We start from the raw sequence: 12,821 nt of genomic DNA on the forward strand, positions 1-12,821 counted from the left end.
GTAGCGCCTCAGCCTTCAAAGTGCCACGATCCGAACTGCACGGGCCTCCCGCCCGAAGTGCTTGCGGAGACAACCATGGCGACAACAACATTGACTGGCCGCTCCATCGGCCGGCGTTTCGGGCTGGTCCAGGCCCTCGTGCTACTGATTGCACTGATTGGCTCCGGCATGGGCTATTGGGGGCTCAGCCGTGCTGCAAACGATACGGAATCCATCTACACCGATGCATTGGCCACCGAGCGGATCGCGTCGGACTGGTATCGCAATGTGCTCAATGGCATCACTCGCACCACCGCCATTGCGGTGAGCACCGATGCAAACCTGCCCGGCTTCTTTGCCCAGCAAGCCGCTGAATCTTCCAAACGCTCCACGGAATTGCAGCAACAGCTGGACAAGCTGCTGGTGACCCCAACGGAGCGTGCCGCTTTCGACAAGATCTCGGAACTGCGCAAGACCTACCTGTCCACCCGGGACGCCATTGCCGCAGCCAAGAAGGAAGGCCAGACGGAACGGGCGAAGGAGCTGTTCGACAAGTTCTCCGCCTCCTCGGCGACTTATCTCGACAGCATTCAGGCCGTGGTGCAGGCTCAGCGAGCGCAACTGGACGCCGCCATTGTGAGCCTGCGTGAAAGCAACCGCCGGGCACGCATTGCCCTGGTGGTGTTCGGCTTGGTGGCCCTGGTGACTGCGGGCGCCATGTCCTGGTGGCTGACACGCTCCATCACCGGCCCGTTGAATCAGGCTGTTGAAGTGGCCGATGCCATTGCCCATTTCGATCTGACGCGCAGCATCGACATCCGCACCGATGATGAAACTGGCCGGCTGCTGCACTCCCTGCGAAGCATGCAAACTGCATTGACCGGGCTGATCGGTGACGTGCGCAGTTCCACCGACAGCATCAACACCGCCAGCGCGGAAATCGCCACCGGCAACATGGATCTCTCTGGCCGTACCGAGCAGACTGCCTCCAATCTGCAGGAAGCCGCCGCCTCCCTCACCCAACTGACCGGCACGGTGCGCCAGACGGCGGACGCGGCCACCACGGCCAACCAGCTGGCCAGCCATGCCACCACCACCGCCCAGCGGGGTGGCACGGTGATGAGCCAGGTGGTGTCCACCATGGGTGAGATCAGCGACAGCTCGCGCCGCATCGGCGACATCATCGGCGTGATCGACGGCATCGCCTTCCAGACCAACATCCTGGCGCTGAATGCGGCCGTGGAAGCCGCACGCGCTGGTGAACAGGGCCGGGGCTTTGCGGTGGTGGCCAGTGAAGTACGCTCGCTGGCGCAGCGCAGTGCCGCTGCGGCCAAGGAGATCAAGGGCCTGATCGACACCAGCGTGGAGCGGGTGGAGTCCGGCTCGCGGCTGGTCTCCGACGCCGGCACCACCATGAACGACATCGTGAACAGCGTGCAGCGGGTCACCGACATCATTGCCGAAATCAGCGCCGCCACCCATGAGCAGAGTGATGGCATTCAGCAGGTCAATGCGGCGGTGGGTCATCTCGACCAGATGACGCAGCAGAATGCAGCGCTGGTGGAAGAAGCCGCCTCGGCGGCGGAAAGCCTGAAGGAGCAGTCGCAGCGTCTGGCGGGGGCCGTGTCGGTGTTCCGGCTGACGGCTTGAGGTGCTGTTGAGGCGCTGCTGAGGTGCCACGGCGGCACCGCGCCGCCGCGCTCCCTTCCCCCGATGGCCCGACCGTGGCCCCGCAACCGGGGACACGGTCGGGCTTGTGACGCTTCATCATCAAATCTTCATCGGCCGCCCCCTACCCTGGCGCTCCACATTCAAGAGGAGAGCTTCCGTGAAGATGCTTCGTCTGATCCTGTCGGCCACCCTGGCTGCCGCCACGCTGGGCGCTGCCGTACTGCCCGCCGCCGCCCATGCCCATGGCCGTCCTGGCGCATCGACGCCTTCGCCGCTGCTCATCGCTCATCGGGGCGCCTCGGGTTACGTGCCGGAGCACACCCTGGCCGCCTACTGGCTGGCCATCGAGCAAGGTGCCGACTTCGTTGAGCCGGATCTGGTCATCACCAAGGACGGCGTACTGGTGGCCCGCCATGAAAACGCCATCGCCATCCTGAATGCGGATGGCACGATCCGCGAAGCCACCACCGATGTGGCCGAGCACCCCGAATTCGCCAGCCGCAAGGCCACCAAAGTGATTGACGGCGTGAGCATCACCGGCTGGTTCACTGAAGACTTCACACTGGCGGAACTCAAGACGCTGCGCGCCCGGGAGCGCATTCCCGCCCTGCGGCCGGCCAACACCCGCTTCAACGACATGTTCGAGGTGCCGACCTTGGAGGAAGTGCTCCAGCTGGTGCAGCAGGCCAATGAGCGCCGCCGTGCAGAAGCTCGCGACGTCCGGGGGGACCGCCACGGCAAACCATCACGGGCATTCCAGCCCATCGGCGTCTATCCGGAAACCAAGCATCCCAGCTACTTCGCGGGCATCGGTCAGCCACTGGAAGAGCCGCTGGTGCGGGTGCTCCACCAATACGGCTACCGGGATGCGGACGCACCGGTGTTCATCCAGTCGTTTGAAGTGGGCAACCTGCGCAAGCTCAAGCGACTGACGCGCCTCCCGCTGGTGCAACTGATGGACGCCTCCGGGCGGCCCTATGACTTCGTGCTGAGTGGTGACACCCGCACCTATGCCGATCTGGCCAAGCCGGCCGGTCTGGCGGAAGTGGCCACCTATGCACGCGGCGTGGGCGTTAACACGGCGGTGATGATTCCGCTGGTGAATGGCCGCCTGGGCACACCCACCAGCTTCGTCCGGGATGCCCATGCCGCCGGCCTGGTGGTGCATGGCTGGACCTTCCGTGCCGAAAACTACTTCCTGCCGACGGACTTCGACAGCAGCACCGACCCGACCGCGCTCGGTGATCTGGCTGGCCAGATCAAGACCTTCCTGAACCAGGGGCTGGACGGCCTGTTCAGCGATCAGTCCTTCCTGGCGCGCAAGGCGATCGACAGCTGGAAGGCGGCGCAGTAAGCGCGGGGATACGCGGGGATACGCGGGAATACGCGGGAATACGCCGGACCGGCGCGGCCCTCACCGCGCCGGTTTGAAGCCTCCGCGCCTGACCTCCACTCACGGTCACTCACGGTCACTCACGCGTGCTCACCCGTAAGCACCGGCTGTAACGCCTGGCAACAAACACGGTTACGTCCAGACACGCTTGATACGAACGTGTTCATGCACCGCGCGCAGAGCGTCCACCAGAGGGGAAACGTGGGGAAGTCGCCGTGACTTTGTTGACGCGCAACGACAAAAAACGCCCCTCGCACAGTCTGGGGCTATCGCCAAGGTGACACCTTCACGGAAGATGATGGCCCCACGCTGTTCGGACCGTCCATGAAACGCCGCCAACTTCTCACCCAGCTGTCCGCCCTTGCCGGCGCGACCGCCCTGCCGGTACTGCCGGCGTTTGCAGACAATTCCAAGATCGTGCTGGGCCAGTCGGCGCCGCTGAGCGGTCCGGCCAAGGAACTGGGCGAGCAGTTCCGCGAGGGGGCCCTGCTGGCTTTTGACTACATGAACCAGCGTGGTGGCGTGAACGGCCGCCGCATCGAGTTGCGCAGCCTGGATGACGGCTATGAGCCGGAGCGCTGCGTCGCCAACACCCGCAAGCTGCTGGACGAGGGCGTCACCGCCCTGTTCGGCTACATCGGAACACCCACGTCGCTGGCCGCCCTGCCGCTGGCCAGCGCCGCGAAGGTGCCGTTCTTTGCGCCCTTCACCGGCGCCGAGGCCCTGCGCACCCCGTTCAATCGCTATGCCTTCCACATCCGCGCGTCCTACGACGACGAATGTGATGAGATCGTCCGGCAGCTGAAGTCGGTGGGCATCAAGAAGGTGGCGGTGTTCTATCAGAACGACGCCTACGGCCAGGCCGGCCTGAGCGGCATGGAGGCCGCGCTCAAAAAGCATGGCATGGCGCCCGTGGCCACGGCCACGGTGGAACGCAATTCCGTGGAAGTCACAGCGGCGGTCAAGGCCATCATGGCTGCGCAGCCGGAGGCCATTGTCCAGATCAGCGCCTACAAATCCTGCGCCGCGTTCATCCGCCAGGCGCGCCATGCCATGTTCCTGGGCAACTTCTACAACCTGTCCTTCGTCGGCGCACAGGCGCTGGCCCACGAGTTGGGCAAGGACTCGCGCGGTGTTGTGGTGTCGCAGGTGGTGCCCTTCCCGTTCAGCGGCACCAACCCGCTGGCGCAGGAATATGCCCAGCGTGCCAAGGCTGCGGGTAAGGAGCTGGGCTATACCGGGATAGAGGGCTTTGTGGCCGCCAAGGTGCTGATCGAAGGTCTGCGTCGCGCCGGCAACAACCTCAGCTCCGACAGCCTGATCAGCGCTCTGGAAGGTCTGCGGGACTTTGATGCGGGCGGCTTCTTCATCAACTTCAATGCCCAGAAGCACACCGGCTCGAAGTTTGTCGACATGACCATCCTGACGGCGGACGGCAAGGTCCGTCGCTGAGTGTCACGGCCAGGGCTGCCTGTTACGGCCCCGCCCCGCTCATCTGGATACGCCCCTTGCCTCGGCGCTGGGTCCATGCCCCGCGTCACCCTTGCCCAGGCGAGATCAGCGGCACACGGTCCCCAACAAAAAGGCCCGGTGCAGCACGCACCGGGCCCTTGAAATCAAAGCCGTCAGGCGGGGTCCGGCCGGTGGAGGCCGGCCAGCGCGGGCCCGCCGATTTACCAGCCGAGGTCCTTCAGCAGCGGACGGGTCAGGTCCTTGGGAGGCACCAGGACGGTCGTCAGGTCGCTGTTGATGCTGGGTTCCATCAGCAAGTTGGGCACCGCCGACACATCCCAGTGGGACACCGACGAGCCGGAGGCCAGCACCGACGGCGTGTACAGCAGCGGGCGGCCAAGGGCATCGGCACCGGCACGACGGGTCGGGTCGGTGGACAGCGAGGCGGACACCTGGCCAGGGCCGCGACGGCTGCCGTACGGCACCGAAGCAGTCACAGCAGCCTTCAGCGTGGCGCCGTCAGTCTGGGACACGCTGATGGCGGGGATGACCACGGTCGGGTCGGAACCACCCAGGCCAGGGGCTGCACCGCCCGTGTTGTTGGCGATGATCACGCCGATGGCGCCAGCGTTCTGGGCATTCTTGGTCTTCACCGCGAAGCCGCAGGTCCCGCGATCGATGATGGCCACCTTGCCGGCCACCGCAGTGGCGGTGGCGGCATCAAAGGCCAGGCAGCCTGCACCGTTGACCGGGTCCGCCGGCACCACCGCCAGCGCACCCAGGTTCAGGCCGTTGGCCACCGCAGGCCCGAAGGACGCGGTGTTGTAGGCGTAGAAACCGGAATACCCGGGCGCCGACGTGGTCGTCTTCAGCACCGGCAGCGGGTTCAGCGTCACCGCTGCACCTGCCACGGCCTGCGGGCCGATCCAGGCCAGACCCAGCGCATTCGTGGTTGAGACCCGGCGCTCTGCGCTGGTCATGTTCAGCCACGTCTTGCCGGCGGTGTTGTCGTACATGTACTGTTCCCAGATGCTGGGAAGCCCGCCGCTGGCCTGGTAGGCCGTGCCGTCCGCGTTCAGGCGGTAACCCACGGCGCTCGACACGCTGCCGGTATAGACCGTCAGCACCGAGAAGCCCAGGCCGTGGCCCAGTTCATGCAACAGCGTTTCAACGAAGTTCACCGCGTCGCCGGCATTGCCGTCCACGCCCAGGTAGAACGGGCTGCCTTCCAGGCATCCGGTCGTGCCGAGGTTGACGTTGAACTGCGTCTTGATGTCCACGTTGCCGTAGCCGCTGCCGTCGTCCGGCACGCCGTCGGTCAGGTTGACGCCCGCCAGCTTGTTCGCCAGCGCCTGGGGGTACCAGGTGCCAGGCTGGCTGTTGGGGAAGTCATGCCAGATGTTCCAGGCGCCGGCGCTGCCCAGCGTGGCGGAGGTGGCGGTGCAGGTCAGCGCTTCCCAACCGGCGTTGACCGTGATGGTCACGTTGCTGTCGAGCTGCTTTTCCCAGATGTCTGCCACATAGCGGTAGACATACAGGCGTTGCTCACCCAGCGTGGTGCCAGGATTGCCGCCCACCGGGGCCACCGGCGTCGTGTCATTGAAGCCCACGCCGGCCGGGTCCCGGCTTTGAATCACGATGGTGGCGGCCTGGCTGGCACCGGCGGCGCACAGGGCGGCCAGCAGGCTGGCGCGCACAGCGAAAGTCTTGATGCTCTTGTCCATGGTGCTCACTTGGTGGGGAGTTCAGCCTTGGCCGCGAAGCCCTTGGCCACAGCGGCGTCTGCTTCCTGCTTGGTCGGGAAGCACTGCTCTTCCAGGGTGCCGTCGGCACGACGGACGACCACGGAGTAGCTGATCATGTCGTCAGTCATGCGCACACCGGTCGCGCCGGTGGCATGGCGCTTGAGCTGCGGCGTGGCGGCCACGGCGCTCAGCGCCACGGCACGCTTGGAGGCGCGCAGGGATTGCAGGGAGGCACGCTCCTCATTGGTGGCGGCGCGCAGCTTGCCGGTGTCGGCATCCCGGACCACCACCAGGGTGTCCTGGGCGGCTTCGGTCACCGGCAGCGAGCCTTCGGCGGCGGAAGCGGCCAGGGGCAGCAGCGCGGCAGCGCAGAGGGCGGTCAGGGAGAAGGTTCGATTCAGCATCTGGGGCTCCTTGTGCAAGGCACGCTCAACGGACCTGACGGCGGCGGCGGACGGCGACCAGGCCAACCAGACCCAGCCCGGCCAGGGCAACGCTGGCCGGTTCCGGCACGGCGCTCACGCTCAGGTTGTCCACACCGACATAGTTGGCGAGGTCGGCACTGCCGACGTATTCGATGGCGAAACGGCCGCTGGTGCCCGCGCCCAGGCTCGCCAGATTCAGGGTGTATTGGGCCCACTCACCGGTGACGGTCACGGTGGTGTCCAGCACCAGGCTGCTCGGGTTGCCGGCGGCATTCACCAGGCCGAAGGTCAGCTGGTCGAAGTAGCCGTCGACGATGTCAGCGCGGGCCCAGAAGGTGACGACCAGATCCGTGGCGGTGGAGAACACCGGCGTGATCAGCCAGCTGGACAAATTGCCCAGTTCACCAGCATTGTTGAAGTTGCTGGAGATGAAGGAGTTGTCAGCGCCGCTCAGCGCGGTGAAGAAGGTCTGGTCGCCCTGCACCCAGGGGGAGGTGCTGCCAGCCGGCGTGCTGAGGTTGAGGATCTGCCACCCGGAGGAGGTCAGATTGGCGACGTTGTCAAATCCCTCGCTGATGAGGGTGGCGTCGGCGTGCGCGGATGCCATTGCACCCACCAGCGCCAATGCCGCGCAGGCTTGCTTGAACATTGCAGGTCCTTCAGGAGAAAGCGGTGGGATGTCCACCCTGGCTGTTGGAGACACGCTCACCGTCATGCGGGTCGCGCCAGATTTCCGCGGGTCGGTCCAGACTCCCCCGCCCCGGGGCTGACTGATTGTGTGACGAGCTTCACGAACAGGCAGCCTTGGGAAACGCCAGTCCCCCCCTGGACGGAGGGGTAGTTGTTTCCCTAGTCGTCATCGGATTGGCATGGAAGACGCCTGGAATGCGCCTAAAAGGTCGGGCCGGATGGGGCGGCGCCACGGCCAGCGCCCGGTTCGTGGCTGCCTGTTGTGGCGCGCTTGGTGAAAGTCCGGATGGCAAGGACTGACCCCGGGACCTGCGCCGGGGCACGAACGCCAGGTGGCGGCGACCGTCACCTGCGCCTGCACGGTGTCAGGCGCTTATAGGGACACGGTCACCGTGACGATCACCGATGGAGCTCTCGTTCAGCAACCGTTGAGCAACCGTTGGGCACCCGTTGATTGAGCACCCCCTTGAGCATGCCCAAGGGCTGAGCGTGCTCCCGGCGAGGCTGACAGTTACAGCGCGCGCCCGATGAGGATCTTCTGGACCTCGGAGGTGCCTTCGTAGATCTGCGTCACCCGGACATCGCGGTAGATGCGCTCCACCGGGAAATCGCTCACATAGCCGTAGCCGCCGTGGACCTGAATGGCGGCCGAGCAGACCTTCTCCGCCATCTCGCTGGCAAACAGCTTGGCCATGGCGGCTTCTTTCAGGCAGGGCAGCCCCGCATCCTTGAGGCTGGCCGCATGCCAGATCAGCTGCCGAGCGGCTTCGATCTGGGTGGCCATGTCCGCCAGCTTGTGCTGGATCGCCTGGTGCTCAAAGATCGGCACACCGAACGCCACCCGCTCTTTGCTGTACTTCAGCGCCGCCTCCAAGGCCGCCCGCGCCATGCCCACCGACTGCGAAGCGATGCCAATGCGGCCGCCCTCCAGCCCGGACAAGGCGATCTTCAGCCCCTGCCCCTCCTCACCCAGCCGCCAGGCCACCGGCACGCGACAGTTCTCGAACAGGATCTGGGCGGTGTCGCTGGCATGCTGGCCCATCTTGTCCTCCACCCGAGCCACCGTGTAGCCAGGGGTCGAGGTGGGAACCAGAAACGCGCTGATGCCCTTCTTGCCGGCCGCCTTGTCGGTCACGGCCATCACGATGGCCAGGTCGCCGTTCTTGCCGCTGGTGATGAACTGCTTCACCCCGTTGAGCACGTAGTCGTCGCCGTCCCGCACGGCGGTGGTCTTCAGCCCGCCGGCTTCGGACCCCACATGCGGCTCGGTGAGGCAGAAGGCGCCGAGCATGTCGCCCCGGGCGAGCGGCTTGAGGAAGCGTTCCTTCTGGTCCTCGTTGCCAAAGGCCATCAGGATGCTGCACACCGGGCAGTTGTTGACGCTGACCACGGTGGAGGTGGCGCCGTCGCCGGCCGCGATCTCTTCCAGGATCACCGCCAGGGCGAGATAGTCCAGGCCCGCGCCGTCGTAGTCGGTCGGCACGGCCACCCCATAGCAGCCCAGCGCCGCAAGGCCCTTGAGCTGTTCCGCCGGGAACTGGTGGGACTTGTCCCAGGCAGCGGCATACGGGGCGATCTGGTCCTGCACATAAGCACGCACGGCATCCTGCACCGCGCGGTGGTCTTCAGAGAGCAGCATGGGTCCGGTTCCTCACCACGGCAGCGGCTGGCCGTCATAGTTGAAGAAGGCGCCGTTGTCGCCCGGCGTCAGGCCGTCCAGCACCTGGCGCAGGCTGGCGGCGCTGGTGGCCACGTCGATATCGGCTTCCTGCCCGCCCATGTCGGTCTTGACCCAGCCCGGGTGCAGGCTGACACACAGCGCGCGGCCGTCCAGGGACAGGGCGATGTCCTTCATCACCGAGTTCACCGCCGCCTTGGAGGCCCGGTAGACCCAGCCGGCCGAATTGGCCCGCAGCGTCAGCGAGCCCATGCGCGAGGACACGATGCCGATGCGGGCATCCGGTGCCAGCGCATCCAGCAACTGCGGCAGCACCCGCATCGGGCCCAGTACATTGGTGTGCATCACCGCATCAAAATCCGCCTGACTGGGCGGTTGCAGGCCAAGGGTGCGGGGGCCGTAAACACCGGCCACGTACATCACGCGATTGAACTGGAAGCCGTCCAGCTGCCAGGCCAGGCCGGCAATGCTGACCACATCGGACACATCCAGCTTGATGGCGGTGGCGCCCAGGGCTCGCAGCCGCTGCAGGCTCTCTTCGTCGCGGGCCGTGGCCACCACCTGGTCGCCGGAGGCCCGATGCTGGCGCACCAGTTCCAGGCCGATGCCGCGCGACGCCCCAATGATCAGAATCTGGGTCATCAGATCAGCTCCACGCCCACGGCGGTGGCTTCACCGCCGCCAATGCACAGGGCCGCCACACCGCGCTTGAGCTGGCGATGCTTGAGCGCCCCCAGCAGCGTCACCAGGATGCGGGCGCCGGACGCGCCGATCGGGTGGCCCAGGGCCACGGCACCACCGTTCACGTTGACGATCTCATGCGGCAGCTTGAATTCCGCCATGGCGGCCATGGTCACGGCCGCAAAGGCTTCGTTCACCTCCCACAGGTCTACGCTCTTGGCGTCCCACTGGTTCTTGGCCAGCAGCTTCTGGATGGCGCCCACCGGGGCGGTGGTGAACCATTCCGGCGCATTGGCGTGCACGGCGGTGCCAACGATGCGGGCCACCGGCGTCAGGCCACGCGCCCGGGCGGTGGATTCACGCATCAGCACCAACGCGGCGGCACCGTCACTGATGGACGACGAGGTCGCCGCCGTGATGCTGCCGTCCTTCTTGAACGCGGGCTTCAGGCTGGGGATCTTGTCCAGCTTGGCCTTGAAGGGCTGCTCATCGCGGGCAATGACGGTGTCGCCGCCCTTGCCGGCCAGTGTCACCGGGGCGATTTCCCAGGCGAAGCTGCCGTCTTCATTGGCGCGCTTGCTGCGCTCGGTGGAGGCGATGGCGAACTGGTCCTGCGCTTCACGGCTGAAGGCGTACTTGTCCACGCATTGCTCGGCAAACACACCCATGGCCTTGCCGCGTTCGTAGGCATCTTCCAGGCCGTCCAGGGCCATGTGGTCGTACATCTGCGCGGCGCCATATTTCACGCCCTTGCGCGCGAACATCAGGTGCGGTGCATTGGTCATCGACTCCATGCCGCCAGCCACCAGCACATCGGCGCTTTCAGCCTTGAGCGCATCGTGGGCAAACATGACGGCCCGCATGCCGGCGCCGCACATCTTGGACAGCGTCACCGCGCCCACCGATTGCGGCAGGCCCGCCTTCAGCACCGCTTGGCGCGCCGGGGCCTGGCCCTGGCCGGCCATCAGGCAGTTGCCCATGAAGGTCTCGTTGATGGCATCGCCGGGGATGCCGGCGCGCTCCACCGCAGCCTTGATGGCAGCGGCGCCCAGTTCCCAGGCGGACAGCCCGGCGAAATCACCCAGCAGGCCGCCGATGGGCGTGCGGGCGGCAGACACGATGACGATGGAGTCGGACATGACAGTCTCCTTGGTTCAGCTTGTGACTCGGTGGCCCCGAAGGGCCGATGGCGCAGTGAAGGCCGGGGGCGGCTGGCGCGAGCCCCGGTGCCTTTTATTGAATCGGCAGTTCGCGATGCTCCAGTTCCGGGATCTGCGGGGCCTGCGGGGCGGGCGGGCTGGCCTGCACCCGAAAGCGTTTGTGGGGGTCATAGGGAAACACATCGTGCACATGGCCCGCCAGAATGCGCTGCTTGTGCGCCTGCCAGAAGGCCGGGTCCAGCAGATCGGCATGGTGGGCCATGAACGCCTCCCGCACCTCGCCGTGCCCGAGCAGGAAGGGGCCGAAGGTCTCGGGAAACACGTCGTGCTTGCCGACGGCATACCAGACCTCACCCGACATTTCCTCTTCTTCATTGCGCGGTGCAGGCACCTCGCGGAAGTGGCAATCGGTCAGGTATTCAATCTCGTCGTAGTCGTAGAACACCACCTTGCCGTGGCGGGTGACGCCAAAGTTCTTCCACAGCATGTCGCCCGGGAAGATGTTGGCGGCCACCAGGTCCTTGATGGCGTTGCCATATTCCACCACCGCATGCTGCAGCTGCTCAGGCGAAGCCTCCTGCAGATAGATGTTGAGCGGCACCATGCGGCGCTCGATATAGAGGTGATGGATGATCAGGTCGTCGCCACTTTCCTCCAGCAGGCTGGGGCAGAAGTGCTTCAGCTCGGCCACCAGTTCCTCCTCGAAGCGATGGCGCGGGAAGGCGACACGGGTGTATTCCAGGGTGTCGGCCATGCGGCCCACCCGGTCGTGTTGCTTCACCAGCAGGTACTTGGACTGGATCTGCTCGCGGGTGGTGTCCTTCTGCGGCGGATAGAAGTCCTTGATGACCTTGAACACAAAGGGATAGGACGGCAGGTCGAACACCAGCATCACCATGCCCTTGATGCCGGGCGCGATGCGGAACTTGTCCGAGCTGTGGCGCAGGTGGTTGAGGAAATCGCGGTAGAAGAGGTTCTTGCCCTGCTTCTGCAGGCCCAGCGCGGCATAGATTTCCGAGCGCGGCTTGCGCGGCATCAGCGAACGCAGGAACTGCACGTAGGCGCTGGGCACTTCCATATCCACCAGGAAATAGGCCCGTGCAAAGCTGAACAGCATCAGCAGGTCGTCTTCACCGAACAGGGCCGCATCGATGTAGAGCAGCCCTGGCCTGGTGTGCGCGGCGGCTGAGTGGCCCGGGGCTTCCTCCAGATGCAGGATGGGCAAGGCAAACGCTGTTTCGGTGAAGCCGTTGACGATCTTGCCCACGATGTAGGCGCCCTTGTTGCGATAGAACAGCGACGACAGCACCTGCACCTGGAAATTGGTGCGCCAGCGGAAATTGCCCAGCTCGCGGCTGATGGCCTGCAGCACGTGGTCGATGTCGCGCGCCAGATCTTCAAACTCCAGATCGAGCTGGAAGTTCCACACGATGCGCATGAAGGTGTCACGCAACGTGTCGTGCGAGGGGTAGTAGCAGCGGTAGGTGGGCTGGGCGGCGGGCTCGTCGTTCTCGATGTATTCGGTCGAGATGGCGGGCCGCACGAAGATGAAGTCGTTGTGGAAGTAGCTGTGGTGCAGCAGCCGGGTGCAGACCGAATTGAAGAAGGTCTCGGCCAGCTCGGGCTGCCGATGGTTGGTCAGCAGGCCGATGTAGTGCAGCTTGACCTGCTGCCAGACCTCGGTGGGCAGTTGGCTGGCCTGGTAGCGGGCCTCCAGTTGGGTGACCGCTTCGTCCACCCGCAGGTCGTAGAACTCGATGCGCTCGCGCTGGGCGCGTTGCTGGCCGCGCCAGTCGGCCTGCTCGAAGCGTTGCTTGGCGCTGGCGCTGGCCGCACGAAACAGGCGGTAGTGCTTGTTGAACCCCTCCAGCAGGGCCATCGCGATCTGAAAAGCGCGAGGATCGGTCAGTTCATGAGGAAACATGGGCCTGCCTGCGGGTTGGGGGT

10 protein-coding genes are annotated in these 12,821 nt (G+C 65.5%); 3 read left to right on the forward strand and 7 right to left on the reverse strand.

Features of this window, described 5'->3' with window-relative positions; translation table 11 throughout:
• Nucleotides 1-75 precede the first annotated feature (75 nt).
• The 3 genes from OU995_RS01100 (at nucleotide 76) to OU995_RS01110 (ending at nucleotide 4,495) form a co-directional block, all read left to right on the forward strand.
• Nucleotides 76-1,629 (forward strand): methyl-accepting chemotaxis protein, encoded by a 1,554-nt coding sequence (locus OU995_RS01100; RefSeq protein WP_267833507.1) that lies wholly within the window; start codon nucleotides 76-78, stop codon nucleotides 1,627-1,629.
• Nucleotides 1,630-1,813: 184 nt separating this feature from the next.
• Nucleotides 1,814-3,004, forward strand: a complete 1,191-nt coding sequence (locus tag OU995_RS01105; protein WP_267836420.1) for a glycerophosphodiester phosphodiesterase — start codon at nucleotides 1,814-1,816, stop codon at nucleotides 3,002-3,004.
• 363 nt (nucleotides 3,005-3,367) lie between these two features.
• Complete coding sequence (locus OU995_RS01110) at nucleotides 3,368-4,495, forward strand: ABC transporter substrate-binding protein (RefSeq protein WP_267833508.1); 1,128 nt, start codon at nucleotides 3,368-3,370, stop codon at nucleotides 4,493-4,495.
• Between the two features lie 221 nt (nucleotides 4,496-4,716).
• Here the strand turns inward: OU995_RS01110 and OU995_RS27395 are convergent, their stop codons facing one another.
• The 7 genes from OU995_RS27395 to aceK form a co-directional block, all read right to left on the reverse strand.
• Nucleotides 4,717-6,219 carry a PA domain-containing protein gene (locus OU995_RS27395; RefSeq protein ID WP_324288686.1) on the reverse strand — a complete coding sequence of 501 codons (1,503 nt, stop codon included), beginning with the start codon at nucleotides 6,217-6,219 and terminating at the stop codon, nucleotides 4,717-4,719.
• Between the two features lie 5 nt (nucleotides 6,220-6,224).
• Nucleotides 6,225-6,644, reverse strand: a complete 420-nt coding sequence (locus OU995_RS01120) for a post-PEP-CTERM-1 domain-containing protein (RefSeq protein WP_267833509.1) — start codon at nucleotides 6,642-6,644, stop codon at nucleotides 6,225-6,227.
• 25 nt (nucleotides 6,645-6,669) lie between these two features.
• Nucleotides 6,670-7,314 carry a choice-of-anchor J family PEP-CTERM protein gene (locus OU995_RS01125; protein WP_267833510.1) on the reverse strand — a complete coding sequence of 215 codons (645 nt, stop codon included), beginning with the start codon at nucleotides 7,312-7,314 and terminating at the stop codon, nucleotides 6,670-6,672.
• A 552-nt stretch (nucleotides 7,315-7,866) separates the two neighbouring features.
• On the reverse strand, nucleotides 7,867-8,994 hold the full coding sequence (locus OU995_RS01130; RefSeq protein WP_267833511.1) for an acyl-CoA dehydrogenase family protein: 1,128 nt from the start codon (nucleotides 8,992-8,994) through the stop codon (nucleotides 7,867-7,869).
• A 12-nt stretch (nucleotides 8,995-9,006) separates the two neighbouring features.
• A complete protein-coding gene (locus OU995_RS01135; RefSeq protein WP_267833512.1) occupies nucleotides 9,007-9,675 on the reverse strand; it encodes an SDR family oxidoreductase in 669 nt (222 codons plus the stop codon).
• Nucleotides 9,675-10,853 (reverse strand): acetyl-CoA C-acyltransferase, encoded by a 1,179-nt coding sequence (locus tag OU995_RS01140; RefSeq protein WP_267833513.1) that lies wholly within the window; start codon nucleotides 10,851-10,853, stop codon nucleotides 9,675-9,677. Before OU995_RS01140 ends, OU995_RS01135 begins: the two co-directional genes overlap by 1 nt.
• 94 nt (nucleotides 10,854-10,947) lie before the next feature.
• Nucleotides 10,948-12,798, reverse strand: a complete 1,851-nt coding sequence (gene aceK, locus OU995_RS01145) for a bifunctional isocitrate dehydrogenase kinase/phosphatase (RefSeq protein WP_267833514.1) — start codon at nucleotides 12,796-12,798, stop codon at nucleotides 10,948-10,950.
• Between the last annotated feature and the right edge of the window lie 23 nt (nucleotides 12,799-12,821).

Origin of the sequence: Roseateles sp. SL47 (assembly GCF_026625885.1) — a bacterium.
In the GTDB taxonomy this organism is placed as follows: Bacteria; Pseudomonadota; Gammaproteobacteria; order Burkholderiales; family Burkholderiaceae_C; genus Roseateles.